Annotated in this window: 26 protein-coding genes; 23 read left to right on the top strand and 3 right to left on the bottom strand. The window is 68.6% G+C overall.

The features are described 5' to 3' along the window. Positions 1–40: 40 nt before the first annotated feature. The 13 genes from sctV (at position 41) to ACKN61_RS22640 (ending at position 12034) form a co-directional block, all read left to right on the top strand. On the top strand, positions 41–2104 hold the full coding sequence (gene sctV, locus ACKN61_RS22700) for a type III secretion system export apparatus subunit SctV (protein ID WP_408951348.1): 2064 nt from the start codon (positions 41–43) through the stop codon (positions 2102–2104). 142 nt (positions 2105–2246) lie between these two features. Next, a complete protein-coding gene (locus ACKN61_RS22695; protein WP_408951347.1) occupies positions 2247–3695 on the top strand; it encodes an FHA domain-containing protein in 1449 nt (482 codons plus the stop codon). Positions 3696–3873: 178 nt separating this feature from the next. Beyond that, positions 3874–4242, top strand: coding sequence for a hypothetical protein (locus tag ACKN61_RS22690; protein WP_408951346.1), 369 nt, complete (start codon positions 3874–3876; stop codon positions 4240–4242). A gap of 207 nt (positions 4243–4449) precedes the next feature. After that, positions 4450–4863 carry a hypothetical protein gene (locus ACKN61_RS22685; RefSeq protein WP_408951345.1) on the top strand — a complete coding sequence of 138 codons (414 nt, stop codon included), beginning with the start codon at positions 4450–4452 and terminating at the stop codon, positions 4861–4863. Between the two features lie 55 nt (positions 4864–4918). Continuing rightward, positions 4919–5683 (top strand): type III secretion system inner membrane ring lipoprotein SctJ, encoded by a 765-nt coding sequence (gene sctJ / locus ACKN61_RS22680; protein ID WP_408951344.1) that lies wholly within the window; start codon positions 4919–4921, stop codon positions 5681–5683. An 8-nt stretch (positions 5684–5691) separates the two neighbouring features. Continuing rightward, on the top strand, positions 5692–6327 hold the full coding sequence (locus ACKN61_RS22675; protein ID WP_408951343.1) for a hypothetical protein: 636 nt from the start codon (positions 5692–5694) through the stop codon (positions 6325–6327). Positions 6328–6361: 34 nt separating this feature from the next. After that, positions 6362–7099 carry a FliH/SctL family protein gene (locus ACKN61_RS22670; protein WP_057919487.1) on the top strand — a complete coding sequence of 246 codons (738 nt, stop codon included), beginning with the start codon at positions 6362–6364 and terminating at the stop codon, positions 7097–7099. A gap of 58 nt (positions 7100–7157) precedes the next feature. Continuing rightward, positions 7158–8510, top strand: coding sequence for a FliI/YscN family ATPase (locus tag ACKN61_RS22665; RefSeq protein ID WP_408951342.1), 1353 nt, complete (start codon positions 7158–7160; stop codon positions 8508–8510). Further along, positions 8507–8998, top strand: a complete 492-nt coding sequence (locus ACKN61_RS22660; protein ID WP_031373482.1) for a hypothetical protein — start codon at positions 8507–8509, stop codon at positions 8996–8998. The genes ACKN61_RS22665 and ACKN61_RS22660 overlap by 4 nt, the downstream gene beginning before the upstream one ends. Before the next feature lie 11 nt (positions 8999–9009). Then, on the top strand, positions 9010–9780 hold the full coding sequence (locus ACKN61_RS22655; protein WP_408951341.1) for a hypothetical protein: 771 nt from the start codon (positions 9010–9012) through the stop codon (positions 9778–9780). A gap of 100 nt (positions 9781–9880) precedes the next feature. Beyond that, complete coding sequence (locus tag ACKN61_RS22650) at positions 9881–10726, top strand: hypothetical protein (RefSeq protein WP_408951340.1); 846 nt, start codon at positions 9881–9883, stop codon at positions 10724–10726. A gap of 292 nt (positions 10727–11018) precedes the next feature. Then, complete coding sequence (locus ACKN61_RS22645) at positions 11019–11498, top strand: hypothetical protein (RefSeq protein WP_408951339.1); 480 nt, start codon at positions 11019–11021, stop codon at positions 11496–11498. 200 nt (positions 11499–11698) lie between these two features. Next, a complete protein-coding gene (locus ACKN61_RS22640) occupies positions 11699–12034 on the top strand; it encodes a hypothetical protein (RefSeq protein WP_031373486.1) in 336 nt (111 codons plus the stop codon). A 1138-nt stretch (positions 12035–13172) separates the two neighbouring features. On the opposite strand, the gene ACKN61_RS22635 is transcribed toward ACKN61_RS22640, so the two are convergent. Next, the gene (locus ACKN61_RS22635; protein ID WP_408951338.1) at positions 13173–14468 is read right to left on the bottom strand and encodes a hypothetical protein; all 1296 of its coding nucleotides are present in this window, start codon (positions 14466–14468) and stop codon (positions 13173–13175) included. A gap of 505 nt (positions 14469–14973) precedes the next feature. Here ACKN61_RS22635 and ACKN61_RS22630 point away from each other — a divergent pair. Both ACKN61_RS22630 and ACKN61_RS22625 read left to right on the top strand, forming a co-directional pair. Next, positions 14974–16101, top strand: a complete 1128-nt coding sequence (locus ACKN61_RS22630) for an acyltransferase family protein (RefSeq protein ID WP_408951337.1) — start codon at positions 14974–14976, stop codon at positions 16099–16101. Positions 16102–16411: 310 nt separating this feature from the next. Continuing rightward, positions 16412–16636: a hypothetical protein gene (locus tag ACKN61_RS22625; RefSeq protein ID WP_031373937.1), complete on the top strand. Its 225-nt coding sequence runs from the start codon at positions 16412–16414 to the stop codon at positions 16634–16636. 44 nt (positions 16637–16680) lie between these two features. Here the strand turns inward: ACKN61_RS22625 and ACKN61_RS22620 are convergent, their stop codons facing one another. Further along, a complete protein-coding gene (locus ACKN61_RS22620; protein ID WP_408951336.1) occupies positions 16681–17796 on the bottom strand; it encodes a glycosyltransferase family 4 protein in 1116 nt (371 codons plus the stop codon). A gap of 27 nt (positions 17797–17823) precedes the next feature. Between ACKN61_RS22620 and ACKN61_RS22615 the strand changes: the two genes are divergently transcribed. The 7 genes from ACKN61_RS22615 to ACKN61_RS22585 all read left to right on the top strand — a co-directional run bounded on the left by ACKN61_RS22615 (position 17824) and on the right by ACKN61_RS22585 (position 22455). After that, positions 17824–17994, top strand: coding sequence for a hypothetical protein (locus ACKN61_RS22615; RefSeq protein ID WP_408951335.1), 171 nt, complete (start codon positions 17824–17826; stop codon positions 17992–17994). Positions 17995–18207: 213 nt separating this feature from the next. After that, on the top strand, positions 18208–18594 hold the full coding sequence (locus ACKN61_RS22610; protein ID WP_408951334.1) for an ArsR/SmtB family transcription factor: 387 nt from the start codon (positions 18208–18210) through the stop codon (positions 18592–18594). Positions 18595–18644: 50 nt separating this feature from the next. After that, complete coding sequence (locus tag ACKN61_RS22605) at positions 18645–18860, top strand: hypothetical protein (protein ID WP_408951333.1); 216 nt, start codon at positions 18645–18647, stop codon at positions 18858–18860. Positions 18861–19275: 415 nt separating this feature from the next. Continuing rightward, on the top strand, positions 19276–19704 hold the full coding sequence (locus ACKN61_RS22600) for a YciI family protein (RefSeq protein WP_408951332.1): 429 nt from the start codon (positions 19276–19278) through the stop codon (positions 19702–19704). 72 nt (positions 19705–19776) lie between these two features. Further along, positions 19777–20280, top strand: coding sequence for a VOC family protein (locus ACKN61_RS22595; protein WP_408951331.1), 504 nt, complete (start codon positions 19777–19779; stop codon positions 20278–20280). A gap of 299 nt (positions 20281–20579) precedes the next feature. Next, the gene (locus tag ACKN61_RS22590) at positions 20580–21839 is read left to right on the top strand and encodes an RNA polymerase sigma factor (RefSeq protein ID WP_408951330.1); all 1260 of its coding nucleotides are present in this window, start codon (positions 20580–20582) and stop codon (positions 21837–21839) included. 226 nt (positions 21840–22065) lie between these two features. After that, positions 22066–22455, top strand: a complete 390-nt coding sequence (locus ACKN61_RS22585) for a hypothetical protein (RefSeq protein WP_408951329.1) — start codon at positions 22066–22068, stop codon at positions 22453–22455. 10 nt (positions 22456–22465) lie between these two features. On the opposite strand, the gene ACKN61_RS22580 is transcribed toward ACKN61_RS22585, so the two are convergent. Beyond that, positions 22466–23062 (bottom strand): TetR/AcrR family transcriptional regulator, encoded by a 597-nt coding sequence (locus tag ACKN61_RS22580; protein WP_408951328.1) that lies wholly within the window; start codon positions 23060–23062, stop codon positions 22466–22468. 157 nt (positions 23063–23219) lie between these two features. Here ACKN61_RS22580 and ACKN61_RS22575 point away from each other — a divergent pair, with 157 nt between their 5' ends. Continuing rightward, positions 23220–24254 carry a hypothetical protein gene (locus ACKN61_RS22575; protein ID WP_408951327.1) on the top strand — a complete coding sequence of 345 codons (1035 nt, stop codon included), beginning with the start codon at positions 23220–23222 and terminating at the stop codon, positions 24252–24254. Positions 24255–24270: the final 16 nt, after the last annotated feature.

The raw sequence follows: 24270 nt of genomic DNA, 5'->3' as shown, positions 1-24270 counted from the left end.
GTGGTCGGCTCGTCGATTCTCAGGAACCGGGACTGACCGAATGCGCGCATTGTTGAGCTCCCTGATGGCCGCCGCTCCCGGCGCGACGCCCCGGCGTCGGGCCGGCTACAGCGATATCGTGCTGGCCATCGCAGCGGTCACCATCATCGGCGTGATGATCCTGCCGTTGCCGTTGGCCATCATCGACACCCTGGTCGCGGTCAACATCGCCATCGGCTTCGGCCTGCTGCTGATCGCCCTGTACATCCCGACCCCGGTCGCGTTCTCCAGTTTCCCCAGCGTGCTGCTGCTGACCACGCTGTTCCGGCTGGCCTTGTCGATCGCGATCACCCGCTCGATCCTGCTCGAAGCCAACGGCGGTCACATCGTCGAAACATTCGGCAGCATGGTCGCCGGCGGCAACCTGGTGGTCGGCTTCGTGGTGTTCCTGATCATCACCGTGGTGCAGTTCATCGTCATCGCCAAGGGCGCCGAGCGCGTGGCCGAGGTCGCCGCGCGCTTCACCCTGGACGCCATGCCCGGCAAGCAGCTGTCGATCGACTCGGACCTGCGCGCCGGCCTGACCGACAAGGACGAGGCCAAGCGCAAGCGTCGCCTGCTCGAAGTCGAAAGCCAGCTGCACGGCAGCCTCGACGGCGCCATGAAGTTCGTCAAGGGCGACGCCATCGCCGGCATCGTCATCATCATCATCAACCTGCTCGGCGGCCTGGCCATCGGCGTGCTGCAGAGGGGCATGACCCTCGGCGACGCCACCCACACCTACAGCATCCTGACCATCGGCGACGGCCTGGTCTCGCAGATCCCGGCGATCCTCGCCACGATTGCGGCCGGCCTGGTGGTCACCCGCACCGCCGGCGACGAAGACGATCGCCACCTCGGCGAATCGATCACCCGCCAGGTCACCGGCCAGCCGCGCGTGCTGCTGATCACCGGCTGCCTCGCCTTCCTGATGATCTTCGTGCCGGGCTTTCCGAAGCCGGTGTTCTTCCTGCTCTCGGCGGCGCTGCTCGGCTTCGCCGCCTGGCGCTACCGCCACGGCTCGGTGGTGCTGCGGCGCGCATTCCGGGTGCCGGAAGGCGAGCGCGGCACCGACGATGTGGTCGTCAACGAAGACGAGATCGCTCCGCCCGCGCCGCTGCAGCTGGACCTGTCGCCGGTGTTGGCGGCGGCGCTCGGCGAGGCCACGGTGCGCCAGCGCATCGTCGATGTCGCCCGCCGCCTGCGCGAGGAATACGGCGTGCCGCTGCCGGTGCCGGTGGTCAAGGTGGTGCCGGCGCTCGACAACGGCGACGGCCTCGGCGGCTATCGCCTGACCGCCTACGGCGCGCGCATCGCCTTCGGCCGGCTGTCGGCGAACGCGCAGTTCCGCCCGGCCCGCGCCGGCGATGCCAGCGCGCCCAAGCTCGCCGGCTTCTTCCCGCCGCTGGCGGGCGAGTGGACCGGCCAGACCGGTGGCGAGACCCGCGACGCGCTGGCCACGGTGATCGAGCATTGCCGCGCCGCGCTCGAACGCCGCATGGGCAGCTTCATCGGCATTCAAGAAACCTCGAACCTGTTTGGCAAGATGCAGCGCGACTATCCGGACCTGGTCAAGGAAATGCTGCGCGTGGTCGCGCCGCAACGCGTCGCCGACGTGCTGCGCCGCCTGGTCGAGGAGGGCGTGCCGATCCGTAACCTGCGCGATGCGTTCGAGGCCATCACCGATGTCGGTGGCCGCGAGAAAGACGTGGTGCTGTTGACCGAATACGTGCGGGTCGCGCTCAAGCGCGAGATCGCAGATCGCTATGCCGACAGCGAACGCACAATGCAGGTGCTATTGATTCATCCTGAATTGGAGGATCGTCTGCGTCAGTCGGTACGCGTCGCCGGCGGTGCCACCCAGTTGGCGATCTCGCCGGAACTGGCGGGACGGCTCGGCGCCGAGGTGCGTTCGCACCTGGGCCGCCAGGCCGAGGGCGTACGTCCGGTGCTGTTGTGTTCACTGGACGTTCGCCGACACCTACGCAAGCTGCTGGAGATCGATTTCTTCGAACTGCCGGTGCTGTCCTACCAGGAACTCGCACCCGACCTGCGGATCGTGCAGGCCGGCCAGGTCAACGCCTAGATGAGCGCCAAGACGATGCAACGTCCCAGCCTCCATCGCCAGGTAATTTCCCCAATCCATCATCGGCCGGTGGGTGCGCGCGTTTCGCGCGGCCCGGCCGTACGCGCCGCCGCACGCGGACGCGTCTAGACAGGAGTCCGTCATGTCTTCCCCCGACATCCATACCGAACCCGCCGAACCTCGTGTCGCTGCCGCGTCGCCCGCGGTCAGCGTGCTGCGCATCGTCTCCGGCCTGCACGCCGGCGCCAGCCGCCCGCTGTCGGCGCAGGAAACCCTGTTGATCGGCAGCGGCGGCGATTGCGACATCGTGCTGTCCGACGCCGGGGTCGCTCCGCACCACGCCTTCATCACCCGTATGGGCGGCACGGTTTCGCTGCGCGCGGTCGATGCGCCCTTGCAGATCGACGGCCAGACCTTGAACCCGGGCGATCCGGCCGAGCTGTCGGCGATGCAGCGCGTCGACCTGGGCAGCGCCTCGCTCGCGGTCGGCGCCAGCGAAGACCCGGCCTGGGCGACGATCCTGCCGAACCTAGGCGAGATGGCCAAGCCGCCGCGTTCGTCGATGCGCCATCTGCCCTTGATCGCCGGCCTGGCGGCGCTGTCGCTGGTGTCGGTGGCGATCGCCGCGGCGGTGATGCCGGGCTTCGAGAAAGAACCCACCGCGATGGAAGTGGTGACGCCGCTGATCAAGGAGTTTTCGATCGTCGGCGGCCGCGCGGTAGAGAACGAAGACGGCAGCCTGGTGCTGTCGGGCACGATCAAGGACGCGGCGACGCGCGAGATGATCCGCAAGCGCCTGGTCACCGGCAACGTGCAGGCACGGCTCGACCTGCGCACCGGCGACGACATCGCCGCCGACGTGCGCGAAGTGCTGCGCAGCCAGGGCCTGGCGGTGCAGACCCGTTACCTCGGCAACGGCGATGTCGAAGTCGCCGGGCGTTTCGCCGACCCGGACAAGTTCAAGCGCGCGATCGCCTCGCGCGCGATGCAGGACGTCAACGGCGTGCGTCGGGTGATCCGGCGCGACCTCGACGAAAGCGCTCAGCCCGCGGCCGGCCCCGCCGTCGCCGCGGCCGATACCGAACCCAAGAAGCCGGTCAGCACCGCGCCGACCCGGATCGTGCAGATCGTGCGCGGCACCAACCCGCACGTGATCGACGTCGACGGCGCTCGCTACGCAGTCGGCGACGCGCTGCCCGACGGCCGTTCGTTGATCGCCATCGGCGACAGGGCCTGGGCGATGAACAAGCTCAGCGGTCAGGCCGAGGAGATCAAGGCGCAGCCGGTGACCGCGGCCGAGCAGGCCGCGATCGCCGCCGCTGCGGCGGGTGTCGCGCCGGCGCCGGACGCGACGGCGCCGACCGGCACGGCTGCGACCGCTCCGGCGACTGCGGCGACTGCGGCACCAACCACCGCTGCTCCGACCACTGCGGCACCGACTACTGCGGCACCGACCGCGGCCAAGCCGGCGCCGGCCAAGACCCTGCCCGCGCAAGCCACCCCGCCGGCGTCGACCTCGGCCGGCAAGCCGGCGGCACCCCGTTCAGCCGTGGCCGAGGCGCCCGCGCGCCCGGCCGGCAACCGCCAGTAAGGACGACCACCCCCGGGTTAGCACTAGCTGGTTTCACATTCGGATCATCGATTAAATCCAAGATCGGCTACATGCACCCTGAGTCCGGCCGATCGCAGTTCCCGCATTCAGTTTTCAGTGCCATCCGTAGTTCCACGCTAATCAGCGGCTTGAGCCGCTTCCTGCAGGAGAGACGTCAATGAGCAATACGATCAATCCCGGCGCCGACGCCGGTGGCCTGGTGACCACCTTCATCGCTGCGGCCAACAACAACAACAACGGCACGGCCCGCAACGGCGGCGGCGGCGCGACCGCAGCCAGCGGTGGCGGCGGCGGCGGCAGCGGCGGCAGCTGGTACGAAGCCCTGTCGCGCGCCTGGGGCCAGACCCTCGACGCCCAGGCCTCGCGCATCACCGAGCTGTCCGGTTCGATCGGCGGCGGCGGCGACCAGCCCTCGAACATGGTCGCGCTGACCGCCGAGAGCCTGCGCATGCAGTTCGTCTCCAACAGCGCCGCGACCTCGCAGAACAGCGTCGGCGAAGCGCTGAACGCGCTGGCCAGGAAGTAATCGCGACGGCGGCGCGACGTCCGCCGCCGTTCCGAGCCGTCGTGTCGTCCGGATCGCAAGGTCCGGACGGCCGGGTCCGGGACGAGCGGGCGCGAGCGGACTCCGGCATCGCCGGGCGGTTTCTCGGCGCAGCCTCGCCAGTAGCTTCTCGAGTAGTTTCTTAAAGTAGTTTCTTAAAACGGACTTCACCTTTCGGGAGAAAGGGCAATGATCGAAGCCATCTCAGTCGCGGCCGAAGCCGCGCAGCCGGCAGCCGCATCGCCGGCGCAATCGCCGCAGGCCTCAGCCTTCGACGTCCGCGAGTTCGCGGCGGCGTTCGACCGCGGCGCCGCGCCGACGTCCCAGGGCAGCGGCACCGCCCAGGCCGGCGCGACCGCGTCCAGCGAACCCTCGCAGGGCACGCGCGCGGTGCTGGCCGCGCTCGACAATCTCAACGGCGGCGCCGACAAGATCGACGCGGCGTCCAAGACCATGTCGGCCAATTCCGCCGACCTGACGCCGGGCGAGATGATCCAGATGACCATGCGCTGTCACGAGTTCATGTTCACCTCGCAATTGACCTCGAACGTCGCCAACCGCACTTCGGACGGCGTCCAGCAGTTGTTCCGTCAGCAGTCGTAATTCCAAATCGGGGGAATGCATGGGTAGGGCGTCAGGCTTCAACGCGGTACGAGTCATGGCGGCCCTGCTGGCTTGCCTGCTGATCGTCGGCTGCACACGCACCACGCTGTACAGCCAGCTCGACGAGCAACAGGCCAACGAACTGATGGCGGCTCTGTTGGATGCCGGTATTCCGGCGGAAAAGGACCCGTCGCCGAGCAAGACCGGTTGGGAAGTGATGGTCAACCGCGGCGACATCCCGTACGCGATGCAGGTACTGAGCTCGCGCGGCTTGCCGCGCGCGCAGTACCGCTCGCTCGGCGAGGTGTTCAAGAAGGAAGGCTTCGCGTCTTCGGCGCTGGAAGAAAAGGCGCGTTATCTGTACGGCTTGTCGCAGGAGCTCTCGCGCACCTTGTCGCGCATCGACGGCGTGGTCGAGGCGCGCGTGCACATCGCCTTGCCCGACCGCGATCCGCTCGGCGGCAACGTGCAGGACTCCTCGGCCTCGGTGCTGGTGTTCGAGCGTCCGGGCCAAAGCCTGCGCGACCGCGAAACCGACATCAAGGTCTTCGTCAAGGACAGCGTCGAAGGCCTGGACGACGTCAACAAGGTCACGGTCAAGTTCTTCACCGTCACCGCGCCGCCGAAGGCGCATCAGGCCGGTGGGCCGTTCGCGGCGGTGTTGGGTTCGATCGACCTGACCGTGGTCATCATCGGCGCCGGCGTGTTGGTGCTGTTGGCGATCGTGGCGTTCTTCTTCGGCCGCCTGCGCTCGCGCTTCGCTCCGGCTGCGGCCGCCGCGCCGGCCTCCAACGCACGTAGCGGGGTCTGGAACGGATGAGCGCGTCGATGGCGCTGCGGACGATCCTCACCGAGGTCGATCCGAGCTGGCACGGTGCCGGGACCGACACGATCGATCCCGAACTGCTCGTGTCGGCGCGCCAGAGTCCGCTGGGACGCCGTCTGCTCGCGCGTTGGCTCGCCGCCGATGCGCCGGCCCTGCTCGCACCGCAGCCCGGCGAGGGCTTCGGCGCCGCCGCGCGGCGCTGGCCGCGGGTGCGCATGACGCGCTTGGTGCGCGACCTCGGCGCGCTGGCCTATGCGCCGGCGATCCGCTCGGAAGTGCGGCGCGAACCGGTGCGCCGGCTCAAGCAGGCGCTCGACAACAGTTATCTGCTCGCGCTCGACAGCCTGGTTTGGGACGGCAAGGTGCAGGCCCAACTCGGCGCGCAGCTGAGCGCCGAACTCGATGCCGCGTTGCGCGCGTCGGAAGCCGACCAATTGCTGTTCGACCTGCTCGACGGCCGCGGCCGCACCGAACTGCGGGTGTGGGCCGAACGCCGCGACCCCGGCCTGGCCGACTGGTCGCGCCTGCTGCTGCCGCGCACCACCCACGAGGCGTCGGCCTCGCTCGGCACGCATCTGCCGCCGGAAGCGGTCGAGCGTTTGTACGCCCACCACGGCGCGCGTCCGCTGTCGGCCTGAGCCGTCGCGCCGCGCATCCAACCACGGAATTCCCATGCACGCAGATCCGCTCCAGTCCGCTTCCCCGTCGTCCGCCGCTTCCGCCGCGGCCACGGGCATGACGGACGGCGGCGCGCGCAGGATCGAGCCGAACCGTCCCAGCGCGACGATCTCGGTGTTCGAGCGCAAGCAGTTCGAGCGCGCGGTCGCCGGCACGGTGGTGCCGGCCAAGCAATGGAACGCGATCGCCGAACTCGACCAGACCCTGGCCCGCGTCAACGCGCTGTACGCCGAGGCCGGCGACGAGATCAAACAGGCCCGGGAGGCCGGCTACGCCGCCGGCTTCGCCGAAGGCCTCGCCCGCGCCCAGCAACAGATGGCGCAGCAACTGGCCGACCTCAACGAACGCCGCGCGCGCGTGCTGGCCGACGCCGGCAGCCGCGTCACCGAACTGGCCTGCGCCATCGTCGCGCGCATCTCGCCGGAGTTCGACGCGCGCAGCGTGGTGCCGCCGCTGGTCATGCACGCGGTCGAGGCCGCGCAGGCCGAACAGTTCCTGTTGATCCGCGTCCACCCGAGCGTGCGCGAAGACGTCGCCAAGGGCCTCGGCCTGGTGCGCCAGGCGCACCCGGTGGTCGGGGTGATCGAGCTGGTCGACGACGAAAGTCTGGACAAGCTCAGCTGCGTGGTCGTGTCCGAAGCCGGCGAAGTGCGTGCCGGCGTGGCCCAGCAGATCGAGGCGATCCGCATCGCCCTGTCCGGCGCCGAGTACGGCGCGGAGCACACCGAATGAAACGCCGCCTGGCCGTCGTCGCGATGCCCGGGCCGTGCGCGCGGGTGGAGACTGCGCGATGAGCAGCCTGCCGCGCACCATCCTGCAAGCCGTGCCGGCGCCTGCCCAGCAGGACCCGCTGATCGCCGCGCTGTCGCGGGTGCAGCCGGTGGTGCGCGTGGGCAAGGTCGCCGAAGCCTACGGCACCATGATCCGCGCCACCGGGCTCAAGGCGATGATCGGCGAGCTGTGCGAACTGCGCAGCCCGCGCGACCGCAATTTCCGCCTCGCCGCCGAAGTGGTCGGCGTGTCGCGCCAATACACCTTGCTGACCCCGCTCGGCGCGCTCGACGGCGTCGCCCACGACACCGAGGTCGTCGCCACCGGCCGCCAGGCCTCGGTGCGCGCCGGCGACGGCCTGCTCGGGCGCATCCTCGACGCCAACGGCGAGCCCATCGACGGCCTCGGCGGCTTCGGCCCGACCGTGCAGATCCCGATCTACGCCGCTTCGCCGAACCCGCTGTCGCGCCAGCTCATCGAGCGGCCGTTCGCGACCGGCGTGCGCGCCATCGACACGGTGATGACCGCCGGCGTCGGCCAGCGCCTCGGCATCTTCGCCGTCGCCGGCGGCGGCAAGAGCACCTTGCTCGGCATGCTCGCGCGCGGCGGCGACGCCGACGTCAACGTGATCGCCCTGGTCGGCGAACGCGGCCGCGAGGTCAACGAATTCGTCCACGACAACCTCGGCGAAGCCGGGCTCAAGAAGTCGATCATCGTGGTCGCCACCTCCGACCGCCCCGCGCTCGAACGCAGCCGCGCGGCCTGGGTCGCGACCGCCATTTCCGAGTATTTCCGCGACCGCGGCAAGCGGGTGATGCTGCTGGTCGACTCGGTCACCCGCTTCGCGCGGGCATTGCGCGACGTGGGCCTGGCGATCGGCGAGCCGCCGGCGCGGCGCGGTTTCCCGCCGTCGGTGTTCAGCGCCCTGCCGCGTTTGTTCGAGCGCGCCGGCAACAACGACCGCGGCAGCATCACCGCCTTCTACACCGTGCTGATGGAAGGCGAGGACGGCGACGACCCGATCGCCGAGGAAGTGCGCTCGATCCTCGACGGGCACATCGTGCTGTCGCGCAAGCTCGCCGCGGCGTATCACTACCCGGCCATCGACGTGCTGACCAGCCTCAGCCGCACCATGCCGCGGGTCGCCGACGAAGCCCATCAGCGCGCCGCCGGCCAGTTGCGCAAATACCTGGCCAAGCACCAGGACATCGAACTGCTGCTGCAGCTCGGCGAGTACAAGCGCGGCAGCGACGCCGAGGCCGACATCGCCATCGAGAAGATCGAGCCGATCCGCAAGCTGCTCAAACAGTCGTCCCACGACCTCGCCGACTATCGTCAATCGGTGGAGGCCTTGCGCAAGGTGTTCGGATGAAGCGCTATCCGCTGCATACCCTGCTGCAACTGCGCTCGCACCGGGTCGAGACCGCGCGCATGTTGGTGCTGGAACGCCAGCGCCAGGTGCAGGAGCGCCGCGACGCCTGCACCCAGATCCAAGGCGAGATCACCGCGCTCAACGACGAACGCGCCGGCCAGCGCCTGCGCCTGATGGACCCGCCGCCGCCCGGGATGCCGTGGCCGATGGCGATGACCCAGCGCGAGGCCCACATCGATCATCTCGGCGAACTCGCGGTCGCCGCGCAACAACGGCTGCTCGACGCGCAAGGCAAGCTGCGCGAAGCCGAAGCCTCGCTCGACGAGGCCCGCAAGGCGTTCTTCCGCGCCAAGGCACGGCTGGACGCGCTGGAAAAACGCAAGGACCTGTGGCGCAAGGAACAGAACACCCTGACCGCGCGCCGCGAGGAAGCCATGAACGCCGATCTGATGCTGGCCACGCGCCAGAACACGAACGGCCCCTTCTGAACGAGGTCGCCATGAGCATCACCCGCAGCTCCTCGACGTCCGATTCCGATTCGGCCCAGCGCAGCGAATCCACGCGCCAGACCGACAAGCCCCGCGAGGCCCGGCGCGAGCCGCCGGCCGAGGGCACGATCGACCGCTTCCGCAGCCTGATGCAGCAACGCGAAGGCAAGCTCGGCCAGTTGCCCGGCCAGGAAGGCCTGGCGCGCGAGGAAGAAGCCGCGGCGATGCTGAAGAAGCAGGCCCAGGAAGGCGGCCCTGGCAACGCCAAGGCCGATGCGCGCCGCGCCGCCCACGCCGGCGAGGCCCATGCCCGCACCGTCGCCGAGCATTCGCGCCAACACGGCCGTCTGGAAGAACGCAACGCCGGCAGCGGCCAGGAGCAGGGCCGGCAGGAGCTCGCCAGCCTGCCGCCGGCCGAGGCCTCGGCGATGTGGCAGGCGCAACTGGCGATGCGCGACGCCGCCACCCAGACCCAGCCGAGCCTGCCGAACTCGAATGCCGCCGCGTTCGCCGACCTGATCGAGCGCCACGTGCGCCAGCTCGCGGTCGGCGAGGGCGCCGCCGGCGGCGAAGAAGGCCAGGTCTTGCTGCGGCTCGCCGACAGCACCTTGCCCGGCACCGATCTGCTGCTGACCAAGACCGCCGAAGGCTGGCAACTGCGCGCCGACGTGCGCTCGCGGTCCAGCTTCGATGCGATCCGCGACGCCAGCCCCGAGCTGATGCGCCGCTTCGCTTCGCGCAACCTCGGCCAGCTCAGCATCGATCCGCATTTCCACGACTGAGCCGATGCCCGTTCGTGCCTGGCCCGCCTGCGTCCGGCCCGCCCGTGTTCGAGCGGGCGCGAGCCGCGCCGGGTACGGAACGGGCAGGGAGATCCCGCTCATGGACCGTCGCATCGCTACGACTACGACCGTCGGCGTCGCCGCGCTCGCATTGCTGCTCGCCGCCTCGCCGGGCGCTGTGCGCGCACAGGACACGGCGCCCTTGATCGACGGCGTCGGCGCCTACACCCATTCGCAAATCATGCGTCACCGCGGCGACGAGGCCGCCACGCCGACCAATAAGCCAGGCGACAAGCCGGCGCCGAACCAGCGCGCCGGCAAGCGCGCGGCCCTGGGCTTCGACAGCCTGACGTTCGCGCCGGTGCCGGCCGTATCGAAGACGCTCAATGCCGCCTTCGCCGACAGCCTGACCGGGCGCCGGCCGACCCTCGATCACGCCACCTTGCGCGGCATCGATGCCGAGTTCGTGCGCAATCCGCGTTTTCGCGAGTTGCTGGCGCGCCAGCTCGGCGGCGATCGCGAGCAGGTCCTGCTCGCCCTGCAGTCCGGGCGCCTGCAGGCCCAGTTCCAGCGGCGCCTCGCCGGGCACGGCTATTCGACGCGCAATCTCGGCGACGTCGTCAATGCCTTCATGATCTACGGCTGGACCCTGGTCAACGACGGTGCGCGCAGCGATCACGGCGCCGCCTTCGCGGCCCTGCGCCAACGCCTCGCCGACAGCCTCGCGCGCGGCGAAAAGATGACCACGATGGATCGCGCCGACATGCAGGAGGCGGCCGAGCTCTACGGTCTGGTCGCGACCCTGGCCGCGGCGGCCTGGCAGAACGCCGCCAGTCCGGCCGAGCGCGCCAGCCTGCGCGACGGCGTCAACGCCATCGGTCGCGGCATCGGCATCGATTTCCGCCGCGTCGCCCTGACCGAGCGGGGGTTCGCGCCGCGGCGTTGAGCCGCAGCGATCCGCTCATGTCCGGGTTCCACGCTCACTGCCGCGCGCCGCGCCGCATGCCGCACTGCATGCCACACCCTGGGGATGTTCCCAGGCTTTCGCGTTCGCGGGCATCGCCGATACTCGATCTCCCCCGGTCCGATCGCCTCCGGTCGCTCGCCGTGCGTCGCGACGGCGACCGCCGGGAGATGCCCGTCAAAGATCGACGCGCTGCCGCTTCCTGAGCGTCGCGCGCGCAGTGTCTACTGATTCGTTATCGCCATCACCGCCATCGTTGCGACAGGAGAGTCCGATGTCCCAGCCCTTCACCCCGACCCAGGAACAGCGCGAGCAGATGTTCGCCGACTTCGAGGCCCTGTTGAACGAACAGTCCGGCATCGACGCGGCCGACCGCGACGCGCTGCTGCACCACTTCGCCCGCGCGCTCGACGAGGCCAAGCCCAGCGATGCCGCCGATCCGCAGGCGCTGATGGCCAACCTCAGCCAGACCCTGGACCTGTTGCAGGAAAACCGCATCATCCAGCCGGGCGAGCGCGACAGCCTGACCAAGGCCTTCGAGGCGCCGCTCAAGGATCCTAAGGTGCAGCGCGCGCTCGAGTTCAGCCAGCGCAGCCAGCGCGACGGCGAAGAGAAGGCGCGGCAGTGGCTGGAAACCCAGCCCGACCTCGAGGGCGAGGCTTCGACCAGCGGCGGCGGCTCCACGCCGGCACCGCCGCCGACCGGCTTGCCGTCGTCGCTGGGCATCAAGAAGCCGGTCAAGACCTACCGCTGAATCGGCGCGGTCGGCGACGCGGGGTGAGGCCGTTCACAAATCTTGCGAAAACGCCCCGCTGCAATGGTTTTGCCCTAGGGAACGCCCCAGCTATACAGCCTTGCGGCGATCCCGATAATTCATCTACAGGTTTACCAATCCCGCTACCGCAGACGATCTGACCGGGGCGGCTGACCTACCAAAAAACCAGGGAGAGCGTCATGTCGGATATCAACGTTCAGTACGCCCAGTTGTCGCAGCAGAACATGGTCGACAGCGCAGGCGTCGACGAGTCGGGTAACAGCAAGCGCGGCGGCCGTTCCGGTGCCGGCGGCGGCGGTTGGCTGGTGGCGTTCGCCACCGCGATGGGCACGCTCATCGAGAAGGCCGGCAACGCTCTGATGGACAAGGCCGAAGCGATCGGCGACAAGCCGACCGCGGCCGACTCCACCGAGCTGACCGTGCAGAGCCAGATGTACTCGATGTTCATCAACGCCGTCAGCACCGCGTTGAAGACCATGGGCGAAGCGCAGGGCGCGATGGCCAAGCGCAACTAAGCTACACAACGACCCCGGTCGTACGAACGCCAGGCCTCCGGGCCTGGCGTTTTCGTTTGTGCGCTTACGAGGCGCTGCGGTCGGTTGCGCGTTCCAGGCGGCGGTAGCGGTCGGAAGCCTCGCTCTTGTTTGAAGAAGGGGGCGTCGCGCCTTCCCCTGCAGGAGCGGCGTCAGCCGCGACCCAGGGACGCGCAGAGATGACCACGTTGACGTCGCCCGGCGAAGCGGAATGCTCTCGCGGGGTAGGAGCGGCGCGAGCCGCGACCGCCGGGCTCCAAGCGGGCGCGGCCCGTTTCGATGCCGCCGCCTTGGCCCTAGCCCTAGCCCTAGCCGTTGCTGTGCGTAGCTGCGCACTAGCGAAGGCAAACGAAGACCCGGAGGGCGGCCCGCATGGATGCGGGCCGTTTTTCATCGGGACAGGGATGTCCCGTATGAAAAATCCCTGCGGAGGCATCGCTCGTGCGGGCCTGTGATTCAAAAGAAAAGCAACTTCTTTGGTTACCTTTCTTTTGTTGCTTTAGACAAAAGAAAGTAACCCGCCGCTTTAGTGGCGGAAGCTTTTGGCGTTTGATCTTGTTTCTTCAGAAGCCACAGGCAAGAGCAGAGCTTCCGTCCGCTGACGCGGCCGGGTTACTTTCTTTTGCTGGCCCAAAAGAAAGCTAACCAAAGAAAAGGCCTTCCTTGACGAAGCTCCCCTGCGAGTTCGCAGCTGTCGCCGGGATTTTTCGATAAGACGTCCCTGTCTTATCGAAAAACGGCGCACGTCCTGTGCGCCGCCCTCCGGGTCTACTGTTGACCGGTAAAGCGACAAAGCAAAGCGACAAAGCAAAGCGGTAAAGCAAAGCAGATCTATATCGCCGCAACGGCAACGAGTTTTCTGCACATCCGGTGATCGCGGCTCGCGCCGACGCATCGCTTCGATGGGCGGCATGGGTGATGCCGTCTATGCGCGTTCCTTGGTCGCGACTTGTGACCGAGGGAAGTCCAGTAGGACGTCGCTCCTAGCCTTCGCGAAAGCATGCCGCTTCGATGGAGGGCATCGGCGTTGCGCTGTCTGCGCGTCCGCCCACACCCGCGCGGCGTTGGCGCGCTTACGTCCGCGACACGGCTGTCGCGATCCAGCCCGGACCGCGCCGCCTCAGCCGCGACGGTTCAGACGCCGCCCCAACCACCAGGCGCCGGCCGCGACCGTCACCCCGAGGAACAGGGCGAGGCCGCTGACACCCGGGGTGGCGCGTTCGCTGACGAACTCGCCGCCCGGCAGCAGGATGATCACCGCCATCGCCAAACAGGCATAGGCGACCACGGTCAGCACCCAGAACAGCCACTGCAGCGCACGCAGCACTTCGCGGCTGGGTTCGTTTTTGTGGCTGGTGCGATGGGTGCCGCCGCGGCCGAGCGCCCACAGCCAATAGGTCAGCGAGGCGTTGTCGACCTTGGCGCCGCGGCGCAGCGGGCGCCGGTAGGGGCTGTCGGCATACACGGCATTGTTGAGCGGGCCGTCGTTGCGCATCAGGTTGAGGCGGTCGTTGGCCAGCGGCAGGTTGCGCGGGTCGTTCGGCGCGGCGTTGACCATCAGCGGCACCACCGTCGGCGCCACCATGGCCTCGCTCGCCGGCGCGGCGACGTTGGCCGGCACCACGTTCGGCGGCGTGCTCAGGCGCTGCATCATCGACAACTGATTGAGCAGGTTCTGCTGCGCGAGCAGGGACTCGCTGTACAACGCGCTCGTCATCGGCGCGGCCAGCACCGCGTTCGGCGTCGCCACGGGCACCGCGAGCGCCGGCGCCGCCGCATAGGCGACCTGCGCCGGCAGGCCGGCGTTGCTCGCCGCGGCCACGCTCGGGTTGCCGAGCAGCGCGGTCTGCACGCCGGAAGGCTGCATGGTCATCGCGCTGCCGGGCACTGCATCGGCCGAGACCGGGCGGTTCAAGGCCGGCTGCAGCCCGGCGCTGTTGCCGAGCGCGCGCTCGGACAAGGTCGGCGGCGGGTATTGGGTGATCTGATTGAATGCGGTCTGGGTGTTGCCGCTCGACTGCATCGACTGGCCGGGCAACAAACGGCTCGGATAGGCGGCGATCTGATCGTCCATCGCCGAACCGGAACTGACCACGTTCGGGGTGTTGTGCGGGCGGTCGTGCTCGGTCGCGCTGGGCGTGGTGCCGGATGGCGGCGTGACCGGGCTGGTGTCGCCGCCGTGATTGTTATCGACACCATTGCCGCCGGTGTGGGTATCGCCGCCGCCGTGCGGTTTTTCCAGGCCCGGCGGGCCGTCGCCGTTCAGACCCGGCGGCGAGCCGGGACCGTGGTGATCGTCGCCGCCGAGACCGGGCAGGCCCAGGCCGAGCGGATCGTGGCCATGGCCACCGCCCAGGCCCGGGAAGGACGGGCGGTTGCCGCCCGGAAATCCGGGGAAATTCGGAAAACCCGACATGGGCGTTCTCCCAGCAGAAACCTCGCACCGGATCGATAGCGCGCTTTGGGAAATTAATCCGCTGCGCGGCCGGGAGCATCCTCGGGCCGACCCTAGGTGAGGCGCGCCTGTGCCGGCGTTGCGGCGGGGCGTCGTGCCTGCCGGACTGGGTTAGCGCGACGAACGCGATGCCGCAGTCGCCGGGTCGCGTGCGTCGATGCCGCAATCATCAACGTCGCTCGCATTCGATCGACCACACGCTCGCCCATCGCGTCCATCGACCACCCGAATCCGACGACACGCAGCGCGTTTGCGTCGAGGAAGCGTCGCCATTCATCGCCCGCCTTACACGCCGGCATGCGATCGCCGCACAAACGTGGCAATGCAGGCGTCTTTCGCTTGCACATCCTCTTGTTGCCGTCGAAGCTCTCGGCGAGACTAGTCGCGCAAACTCTACGTCGCGGCGCAACGCCGCGATGCGATCGCAGCACCATCCCTCTGCCGTAAACCCCAACCAGGAACTTCAATGAGCCGACTGCCCGGCCTCGATCTGCTGCGCGCGATCGCGATCGTATGGGTGATGTTTTTTCATGCCGCCGGTGCCGGACTCGGCTCGCCTTACGGCCCGATGTCGGAATTCGGCTGGATGGGGGTGGACCTGTTCTTCGCCCTCAGCGGCTATCTGATCGGCTGGCAGGTGCTCAAGCCGTTAAGCCGCGGCGAACCGCTGCGCTGGGGCGATTTCTATCTGCGCCGCGCCCTGCGCGTGTTGCCGGCGTTCTGGGTGGTGATCGCGCTGTACCTGCTGGTGCCCGAGTTCCGCGAGCGACCCGGCATGCAGCCGGCTTGGCAGTTCCTGACGTTCACCGTGAACCTGTTGATCGACTACGAACACAACAAGGCGTTTTCGCATGCCTGGTCGCTGTGCGTGGAAGAGCATTTCTATCTGGTGTTTCCGTTGCTCGCATGGTGGCTGACGCGGCGCCCGGCGTTGTGGAAAACCCTCGCCCTCGGCGTGTTGCTGGTGGCCGGCGGCATGGCTTTGCGCGCCTGGGTCTGGCATTTGAGCCTGCCCGACGGCAGCGTGGCCTGGGTCGAGCGCGTCTATTACCCGACCTGGATGCGTCTGGACGGCTTGCTCGCCGGCGTCATGCTGGCGGCGATCCGCGCCTATCGTCCGCAATGGTGGTCGGCGATGATGCAGCGCTCCGGTGTGTTGCTCGCGCTCGGCCTGGCCGGCGTCGCCGCGGCGATCTGGCTGTCGCAGAATCGCCTGGGTTTGCAGGCCTCGGTGTTCGGTTTCCCGGTGGTCTCGTTCGGGCTGGCCCTGCTGGTCGCCGCCGCAGCTTCGGAACAACGTTGGACCGGGCGCTTGCGCGTGCCGGGCGCGGCCTGGTTGGCGGCGGCTTCGTTCAGTCTCTATCTGACCCACAAGCAGATGTTCGGCCTGGTCTCGCGCCACTACGGCGCGCAACTCGACGGCCAGGGTCTGCTCGCTTTCGCCGCCTATGCCGCCGCGGCCCTGCTCGGCGGTGCGGTCCTGTATTACGCGGTAGAGCGGCCATTCCTGCGCCTGCGCGATCGCATCGTGCAGCGGCGCGACGCCAAAGGCGAGGTCGGATCGGGTGCCGTGCTGCCGGCGGCCCAGGGCTGAGGCGGCGGGCGGGTTCGTCGGATGGCGCCTCCCCACTCCTGTTCATCGGTGGACGATGCCTGAGGTGTGACTTCTGTCATGTTTCGAGCATCCGGGCTATGGCCTAAGGTGGGGAAAGCGCGCCGGACCGCGTTCGGGATAAGGTGGGTTCCGGAATCGTCGCCCGGCGATGCAGATCGCTGGCGGCGAATCGGGGCCGGTCCGTCCATGCATCCCCCGGCGTGGGCGCCTACAGTCCAGTGGCCCGGTCCGTCCGTGGCCGATGTGCTCGAAGCGGGCCTTGCCCGTCGTTGCCAGAGGGGTGTGAACGATGCATCGAACTCGTGCCGAACTCGATGGCGATCTGTGCCAGCTGCGTGCCGCCTTGCCGATGTGGCGGCGACAGTGGCGCGACGATGCCGTGTTCTGGCCGCGCGTCGACAGTCTCGTCGAACGTCTGTTGACGGTGACGCCGCGCCCCGAGCGCGGCCACGTGGTCTCCAACATCAATCGGATGCTGGCCTCGCAGGGCTTGCAGCACGCGCCCTACGAATGAGGCCGGCGCGCGTCGCGCGCGCGCCGGCGCCTGCGCTTATCTGATCAATTCATCGAGATCAATTCATCGAGCAAGGCCGCGACGCGCGCGGCATAAGCGTTCGGCGCGAAGCGCTGAGCGAAGGCGCGGCGTTGTTCGGCGTTGCCGTCGACCGACTCGCGGCCGAGCTGGATCATCAACTGGGTCAGCATCGGCCGGTCGTACGGATCGAAACGCGGCATGTCGCCGGGCGCGACTTCCTCCAGGGCGCTGCCTTCGGCCACCGCGACCGGCGTGCCGGCGGCGAGCGCTTCGAGTACCGGCAAGCCGAAGCCTTCCGCATACGAGGGCTGCCACAGGCGCTCGGCATCGACGTACAAACGCGCCAGGCCTTCGTCGTCGATCGCGTCGAACCAATGCACGCCGTTGAGCCGGCGCAGTTCCGGCCCGACGTCGGCGGGCGAGCCGACCACGGCGAGGTCTGGCGTGTCGTAATGCTGGCGGCGCGCGTCGAGCCAGGCGCGCAGGAACAAGTCGGCGTTCTTGCGCGGCTCGTCGGTGCCGACCAGCAACCAGTAACGCGGCGGCAAGGCGAGTGGCAGTTTGCTGCGGTCGGCCGGCGGCGGCAGCGGTGCGACCGCGTCGGGCAGCACGTAGAGCTTGTGCGCGTGCGCCGGATACAAGCGTCCGCATTCGGCGGTGGTGTAGCGCGATGGTGTCCAGATCGCGTCGGCGTTGGCGATGGCATGGCCGATCCGGGTCTGGTCGATCAGCCGCGTGGCCAAGGCGCGCCACGGCGAGGTGCGCGGGCGACGCAGGGTCAGCCGGAACAGGTCGTGCAGCAGCAATACCTGGCGCACGTCGGCCGGCTTGCGCCACACCGGCAAGCCGCCGTCGGCGGTAGCGATGTAGATATCGATCTTCTCGCGGCGCAGCGCGGCCGGCAGGAAGCCGGCTTCGTAGTGCCAACGGTCGCGCAGGCCGGGGTCGTGGTCGAGCGGCAACGGCGCATCGTCGCTGACCGCGATGGCGCGATGCGGATGATCGGCCGGCGCGGCGGTGAACAGCACGGTGTCGATGCCGCTGCGGCCGCGCAAGGCGCGCTCCAGGGCCAGCACCTGGCGTCCGGCGGAGGTCGTCGGGGCGGCAGTGGCGGCGCGGTAATCCAGGCCTATGCGCATGGCGTCCGCCTCGGTGCCGGGGCCGGCGTGGGTTCGGCCGATGCCGACGGCAGCCACGGCAAGATCATGGCGACGGCATCGGCCGTCGCGCGCGCGCAGGCTACGATCGCGTTGGAGAACGAAGGCTTCATCGGATCCCGCAAGGCCCTGGGTCAGACCACTAACGGGATTGCAGCCGGATCGACCCTTCCCACTTAGTGCCAAATTAATGCAATAAACATCACACTTATTATGTGATGCAAGTCGTTATCGTTAGCCCGATCGATTGAATCGTTCATGAAAACGATGAACGAAAACAGCGCTTCCCCGTTCAGCTAAACGCGCTTTCGCGGCACAGCGGCCATGCGGCTTGACAGCCTGGGCCTCCGGCTTTATCAACGGATCAGTTATTTAACCTTCCGGTTCATAGATATGTCCGTCGATTCGCTCAATGCGACCTTCGCCGCCCTGGCCGATCCGACCCGGCGCGCGATCCTGGCCCGGCTCGCCCACGGCGAGGCCGGCGTGACCGAACTGGCCGAGCCCTTCGCCATGAGCCTTCCGGCGATCTCCAAGCACATCAAGGTGCTCGAGCGCGCCGGCCTGATCGCGCGCGGCCGCGAAGCGCAATGGCGGCCGTGCCGGCTCGAGACCGAGCGGCTGCAGGAAGTCTCCGGCTGGCTCGATCGCTACCGGCAGATCTGGGAACAACGCCTCGACCGCCTCGACGACTACCTCGTGCAGTTGCAGGCGGCGCAGGCAGAACGCGACGACCCACCGCAACGCGGGGACCAACGCGATGAGCACGATCCCGACTAGCGGCAGAAGTGGCTTGCGCCGAGCAGGCTGCGGGCGGAGCCTGCGCCGCCATGGCTGACACCGGCGCGTCCGGGCGCAAGCGCGACGGCGCCGCCGAGGCCTTGCCGGTGTCGGGCAGGCCGTGTTGTGGTTTGCCGAGCCCTTTGGCGAGCGCCATCCGCAGCACCGTGCGCATGCCGGCCGACGGTGCCGCGTCCGCCGCACCGCCGCCACCCTTCGGCGAAGACGGCGAAGACGGCGAGGGCGGGCAAGACCCGATCCGATGACAGCTGCTGCGGGCGCGGCGAAACCACGCGAGCGCCGTCCTCGCAGTGATCGCTCGTTTGCCCGCGCGCAACGACGAGCGCACGACTTCGGCGCATCGCAGCGATGCGATCGATCAAGCCTCGGCGACCGCGTCCTGCCACCGTTGCGGGGTAGCGATCGACCGCAGTCCGTACCGCCCAGGGGCGCCTCCCGTGCGTGCGATCCGCTAACCGGGCTTTACGCGCCGATCCCGTGCCGGCGCGTCGTTTCGCGGTCCGTCAGCCCCCTGGACTGGCGGACCGTGGCTTTTGCCGTCGGCCTGCGTCGCCACGGTATTGGCGTGCTGGTCGACCGCGTCTTTGTCGATTTGGCCGCAGGCCGTTCGTCGTCCTCATGAGAGCCGCCACCGGGCCGCTCGCCCGCGAGGAACCGACGATGAAATTCATGCTGATAGTCAAAGCCGACCGCGACAGCGAGGCCGGGGTGTTGCCCGATCCGGCCCTGCTGCGCGCTATGGGCGCCTATAACGAGGAACTGGTCCGGGCCGGGGTGCTGCTCGCCGCCGAAGGCCTGCACCCGAGCGCCAAAGGCGTGCGGGTGCAGTTCGACGGCGCCACGCGCCGGATCGTCGAAGGTCCTTTCGCCTCGACCGAGGAACTGGTCGCCGGGTTCTGGTTGATCCAGGCGCGTTCGCTCGCCGAAGCGGTCGAATGGGTCAAGCGGGTGCCGCACCCGCCGGGCGTGCCGGCGCAGATCGAGATCCGCCAGGTCTACGACCTGGCCGACTTCGGCGAAGCCCTGAGCCCGGAACTGCGCGCGGCCGAAGAGCGCCTGCGCGACCGCGTCGCAACCTGGTCGAACTGATTCGACAGCGATCAATGCGTTGCTTGTCGATTCCGCCCGCGCGGGTTCGTCGTTCGTACGACACCGGCCGCCATGGCCGCCAGCATCGCGACGGCCATGCCCACCCACAGCAACCGTCTTACCCGGTTCAAACGCCACCACCCCAACCAGGACGACTACGCCATGCAACTGACCACGTATCTGTCTTTCAACGGCGATTGCCGCCAGGCCTTCGAGTTCTACCATGCGACCCTGGGCGGCAAGATCACCGACATGATGATCTTCGGCGACCACCCCGGCTGCGAAGGCCTGACCGAGCAGGAACGCGACAAGATCATGCACGCCCGCTACGAGCTCGACGGCTTCGCGTTGATGGGCACCGACGCCACCCACCTGTATCCCTACAAGGGCATCGCCGGCGCGCACGTCGTCGTGTCCTTGAACGACCCGGCCGAGGCCAAGCGCATCTACGACGCGCTCGCCGACGGCGGCAAGATCGAAATGCCGCTGCAGGAAACTTTCTGGGCGCTGGCCTACGGCATCGTCAGCGACCGCTTCGGCGTGCCGTGGATGATCAACTGCGAACAGGCCGGCTGACCCCGTTCAAGAGTAGGAGCGGCGTCCCACAGGGATTTTTTCGGTGACCAACCGCGACCGCGCCATCGCATTCACCGGCGAAGGCCGCGGTGCCGACCGTTACGGCCCGGGACGATTTCATCGGGCGTCGTAACTTTCGCCGGAGTTCGCTGGGCCGCGGTCGCGGCTCGCGCCGCTCCTACCCAAGGCGGCGATGCGGTCGCGGTCGATGGCGCGCCGCTCTTACCCTGAAGCGGTCGTGCGGGCCTCGTCCTAAATGCCCTTGCATCGGCGTGCGCGAGGTGGTCTGATCCTTGGCCGTGACGGCCATCGATACCCACCGTGCCATCGACGCCGTCTGGCGCATCGAATCGGCCAAACTCATCGCCGGACTGACGCGCATGGTGCGCGATGTCGGTCTGGCCGAAGAACTCGCCCAGGATGCGCTGGTGGTCGCGCTCGAGCGCTGGCCCGAGACCGGGGTGCCCGACAATCCGGGCGCCTGGCTCATGCAGACCGCGAAGAATCGCGCGATCGACCGGCTGCGCCGCAAGAAGTTGCTCGACCGCAAGCACGAGGAAATCGGGCGCGAGATCGAGGCCAGCCAGGAAGAGGTCGAGGACGCGTTCTTCGACAAGCTCGACGACGACATCGGCGACGACCTGCTGCGGCTCGTATTCATCTCCTGCCATCCGGTGTTGTCGACCGAAGCGCGTCTGGCTCTGACTTTGCGCCTGCTCGGCGGCCTCACCACCGACGAAATCGCGCGCGCCTTCCTCGCCGCCGAACCGACCATCGCCCAGCGCATCGTCCGCGCCAAGCGCACCCTGGCCGAGGCGCAGGTGCCGTTCGAGGTGCCGCGCGGCGAAGAGCTCGCGCAGCGACTGGCCTCGGTGCTCGAAGTCATCTACCTGATCTTCAACGAAGGCTATTCGGCCACCGCCGGCGACGACTGGATGCGTCCGGGCCTGTGCGAGGACGCGCTGCGCCTGGGCCGCATCCTCGCTGGGCTGATGCCCAACGAATCGGAAGTGCACGGCCTGGTCGCGCTGATGGAAATCCAGGCCTCGCGTGCCGGCGCGCGCACCGCGCCCGACGGCACCCCGATCCTGCTGCTCGAGCAGGACCGCGCGCGCTGGGACCGGATCCAGATCCAGCGCGGGCTCCAAGCCCTGGAGCGCGCCATCCGCCTCGGCGGCGCGCAGCGGCCGTATGCCTTGCAGGCCGGGATCGCCGCCTGCCATGCCAGCGCGCCGACCGCGCAGGACACGCCGTGGCCGCGCATCGCCGCGCTGTACCAGCAACTCGCGGTGCTGACGCCGTCGCCGGTGATCGAACTCAATCGCGCCGTGGCCTTGTCGATGGCGTTCGGCCCGGCCGCCGGCCTGGAACTGGTCGACACGCTGATCGACGAGCCCTCGCTCAAGCACTACCACTTGCTGCCGACGGTGCGCGGCGACCTGCTGTTCAAGCTCGGCCGCCGCGACGAAGCGCGCGCCGAGTTCCAACGCGCCGCCTCGATGACCCGCAACGTGCGCGAGCGCGAACTGCTGCTCGCTCGCGCCGCCGAAAGCGTCTGAAGGCCAGCGCGACCGGAGCGTGGGCGAACCCGGGTTCGCACCGCGGCGCCATGGCGGCATTCGCCGTATATGTCGCGAGGGACGGCAGCGCCGACATCGTCGTCCCAGGCATGGAATTCACAACATTCGAACGTGCGAAAACCGCGGAAATTTACCGGTTTTTTACACGCCCGCCGACGGCCTCGACCAGGATGCGCGCAACTCGGGCCGCGTGGAGGGAAACACGATGAGCAACCTAGCTATCGGCATAGCCATTGTCGTCGCACTGAATGTCTGGGCCACCGTCGTGGTGGTGCGCAACGAGGAGCCGCAAACGCAGACGCGGCGCCGGCAACTGGGACTGATCTGGCTGCTGCCGGTGCTAGGCGCGACGCTGTGTCTGGCGATGCATGCGAGTGGCCAGGTCATTGCCAGCGGGATGCGCCGCGCAGGGGCTAGGCGCTACGGGTCCCGCGGCGGTGCGGCCAACGATTTCGGATTTCCGCAGGCGGTGTTCTTCGGCAGCACAACCGGTCAAGACTGCGGCGACCACGGCTGGGGCGGCCCTTGTGGCAACGACGGCGGTGGCGACTGCGGAGGTGGCGATGGTGGCGGAGGCGGAGGCGGGGGCGACTGAGTCGCGCTGCTCAAACGCCGTCGTCGGCCATCGCACCGACGATCAACCGGGCCAGCGTCGCCGCGGCGTCGGCTTCCTCCATGCGCCCGCGCGTCATCTCGCGCGACAAGGCGTCGCCTGCGCCGATGATGGCGACGCAGCGGCGCAGCAGTTCGTCGCTCGGCAACGAGGCGGCGAAGGGCGCGAGCAGATCCCGGTAGAAGTTGACGTAGCCTTCGACCAGTTCCTGCTGGAACTTTTCCATTTCCTCGTCGCCGGCCAACGCGGCGTTGATCGCGTGGCATTCCGGCCCGGCGGTGCGGAAGCAACTCATGTAGCTCTCGCCGAGCAGGCGCGCGACGTCGTGCAGGCGATGCGGGGTGCGCTCGAAATCGCGTCGCACCACCGCGTTCTGGCGGTCGTCGATCTGTTTGTACAGCGCGATCAACAGGCCCGAGCGAGTGCCGAAATGTTCGTAGGCGATCGGCTTGCTGACCCCGGCGCGTTCGGCGAGGTAGCCCAAGGTCAGGGCATCGGTGCCTTGCTCGCGGACGATGCCCATCGCCGTTTCGAGCAACTGCTCGCGACGTTCGGCCTTGGGCAGGCGTTTGGCGGGGGTGTCGGTCATGGAGCGATCTCTGGCGGGGCGGGTGGTGGTGCAGCGGAGAAAAAAGCGCTTGACAGCCTGGGCGGGAGTGTATCTTACTATTGGTAACTTACCAATCGTAGCTTATGCCGATGCCCGCCGGGCGCCGCGCACGCTGCCTCATCAAGGAGCTTGGACCATGAACGCAATCGCCAACAAACCCGTCCTCATCATCGGCGGTTCCGGCGTCGTCGGCGGCCAGGGCGCGCACGCCCTGCGCCGCCTACAGCCCGACCTGCCGATCGCCATCGCCGGCCGCGACCTGGCCAAGGCGATCGCGGTCGCGGCCGAGGTCGGCAACGCCGAGGCGGTGCGAGTCGATCTGGCGCGTGCCGACCTCGGGCTGGGCGACGAAGCGCGTTATGGCGCCGTCGTCGTGTTCGTCAAGGACGACAGCCTCAACACGCTCAAGTACGCCCAGCGCCATGGCCTGCCTTACGTCAGCACCTCCAGCGGCTCGTTCGAGATCGCCCCGGAAGTGGCGCGCCATCTGCGCCATCCCGGGCGTTCGCCGATCCTGCTCGCCAGCCACTGGCTGGCCGGCACCGCAACCTTGCCGGCGCTGCATTTCGCCCGCGACTTCCGCCGGCTCGACCGCATCGTGATCTCGGCCCTGCTCGACGAGCAGGACATGGGCGGCCCGGCCGCGGCCGCCGACTACGAACGCCTGACCACCGCCGCCGCCGCGCAGATCCTCGACCAGGGGCGTTGGCGTTGGGTGCGCGGCGAGGAGGCCGCAACCACCTTCGCCAGCGTCGACGGCACCGTGGTGGAGGCCGCGGCGTACTCGCCGATGGACGTGGTCAGCCTGGCCGCGGCGACCGACGCGCACTCGATCCGCCTCGACATGGCCTTGGGCGAAAGCGCCAGCCGGCGCCGCGGCGAAGCCTTCTCGACCGAGATCGTGATCGAGCTCGAAGGCGAGCGCCACGACGGCACGCATGCGCGCACCCGCCACGAACTGGTGCATCCGCAAGGCCAGGCGCCGATGACCGCACTCGGCATCGCGCTCGGCGTCGAACGCCTGCTCGGCCTCGCCGGTGGCGAAGCGGTCGCGCCGGGCCTGTACACGCCGGACCTGTTGATCGACCCGGCCTATCAACTGGCGCAGTTGCAGGCCTTCGGCGTGCAGGTGGCGCAACGGCCGGTCGTCGAGATCCGCGCCGCCGCCTGACGACCCCTCGCCGTCG

The sequence above is a fragment of the Lysobacter sp. Hz25 genome, from assembly GCF_046097045.1.
Classification (GTDB): Bacteria; Pseudomonadota; Gammaproteobacteria; order Xanthomonadales; family Xanthomonadaceae; genus Lysobacter; species Lysobacter antibioticus_B.
Note: the sequence above shows the minus strand (reverse complement) of the source record. Positions and strands in the feature narration are given on the sequence as shown.

Excerpts from the sequence above, each read along its gene's own strand:
- ACKN61_RS22580 (WP_408951328.1), bottom strand. The coding sequence starts at position 23,062 with ATGACCGACACCCCCGCCAAACGCCTGCCCAAGGCCGAACGTCGCGAG.
- ACKN61_RS22630 (WP_408951337.1), top strand. The coding sequence starts at position 14,974 with ATGAGCCGACTGCCCGGCCTCGATCTGCTGCGCGCGATCGCGATCGTA.
- ACKN61_RS22635 (WP_408951338.1), bottom strand. The coding sequence starts at position 14,468 with ATGTCGGGTTTTCCGAATTTCCCCGGATTTCCGGGCGGCAACCGCCCG.
- ACKN61_RS22650 (WP_408951340.1), top strand. The coding sequence starts at position 9,881 with ATGGACCGTCGCATCGCTACGACTACGACCGTCGGCGTCGCCGCGCTC.
- ACKN61_RS22675 (WP_408951343.1), top strand. The coding sequence starts at position 5,692 with ATGGCGCTGCGGACGATCCTCACCGAGGTCGATCCGAGCTGGCACGGT.
- ACKN61_RS22665 (WP_408951342.1), top strand. The coding sequence starts at position 7,158 with ATGAGCAGCCTGCCGCGCACCATCCTGCAAGCCGTGCCGGCGCCTGCC.
- ACKN61_RS22610 (WP_408951334.1), top strand. The coding sequence starts at position 18,208 with ATGTCCGTCGATTCGCTCAATGCGACCTTCGCCGCCCTGGCCGATCCG.
- ACKN61_RS22685 (WP_408951345.1), top strand. The coding sequence starts at position 4,450 with ATGATCGAAGCCATCTCAGTCGCGGCCGAAGCCGCGCAGCCGGCAGCC.
- ACKN61_RS22655 (WP_408951341.1), top strand. The coding sequence starts at position 9,010 with ATGAGCATCACCCGCAGCTCCTCGACGTCCGATTCCGATTCGGCCCAG.
- ACKN61_RS22670 (WP_057919487.1), top strand. The coding sequence starts at position 6,362 with ATGCACGCAGATCCGCTCCAGTCCGCTTCCCCGTCGTCCGCCGCTTCC.
- ACKN61_RS22575 (WP_408951327.1), top strand. The coding sequence starts at position 23,220 with ATGAACGCAATCGCCAACAAACCCGTCCTCATCATCGGCGGTTCCGGC.
- ACKN61_RS22600 (WP_408951332.1), top strand. The coding sequence starts at position 19,276 with ATGAAATTCATGCTGATAGTCAAAGCCGACCGCGACAGCGAGGCCGGG.
- ACKN61_RS22585 (WP_408951329.1), top strand. The coding sequence starts at position 22,066 with ATGAGCAACCTAGCTATCGGCATAGCCATTGTCGTCGCACTGAATGTC.
- ACKN61_RS22660 (WP_031373482.1), top strand. The coding sequence starts at position 8,507 with ATGAAGCGCTATCCGCTGCATACCCTGCTGCAACTGCGCTCGCACCGG.
- ACKN61_RS22625 (WP_031373937.1), top strand. The coding sequence starts at position 16,412 with ATGCATCGAACTCGTGCCGAACTCGATGGCGATCTGTGCCAGCTGCGT.
- ACKN61_RS22645 (WP_408951339.1), top strand. The coding sequence starts at position 11,019 with ATGTCCCAGCCCTTCACCCCGACCCAGGAACAGCGCGAGCAGATGTTC.
- sctJ (WP_408951344.1), top strand. The coding sequence starts at position 4,919 with ATGGCGGCCCTGCTGGCTTGCCTGCTGATCGTCGGCTGCACACGCACC.
- ACKN61_RS22690 (WP_408951346.1), top strand. The coding sequence starts at position 3,874 with ATGAGCAATACGATCAATCCCGGCGCCGACGCCGGTGGCCTGGTGACC.
- ACKN61_RS22620 (WP_408951336.1), bottom strand. The coding sequence starts at position 17,796 with ATGCGCATAGGCCTGGATTACCGCGCCGCCACTGCCGCCCCGACGACC.
- ACKN61_RS22640 (WP_031373486.1), top strand. The coding sequence starts at position 11,699 with ATGTCGGATATCAACGTTCAGTACGCCCAGTTGTCGCAGCAGAACATG.
- ACKN61_RS22695 (WP_408951347.1), top strand. The coding sequence starts at position 2,247 with ATGTCTTCCCCCGACATCCATACCGAACCCGCCGAACCTCGTGTCGCT.
- ACKN61_RS22605 (WP_408951333.1), top strand. The coding sequence starts at position 18,645 with ATGGCTGACACCGGCGCGTCCGGGCGCAAGCGCGACGGCGCCGCCGAG.
- sctV (WP_408951348.1), top strand. The coding sequence starts at position 41 with ATGCGCGCATTGTTGAGCTCCCTGATGGCCGCCGCTCCCGGCGCGACG.
- ACKN61_RS22595 (WP_408951331.1), top strand. The coding sequence starts at position 19,777 with ATGGCCGCCAGCATCGCGACGGCCATGCCCACCCACAGCAACCGTCTT.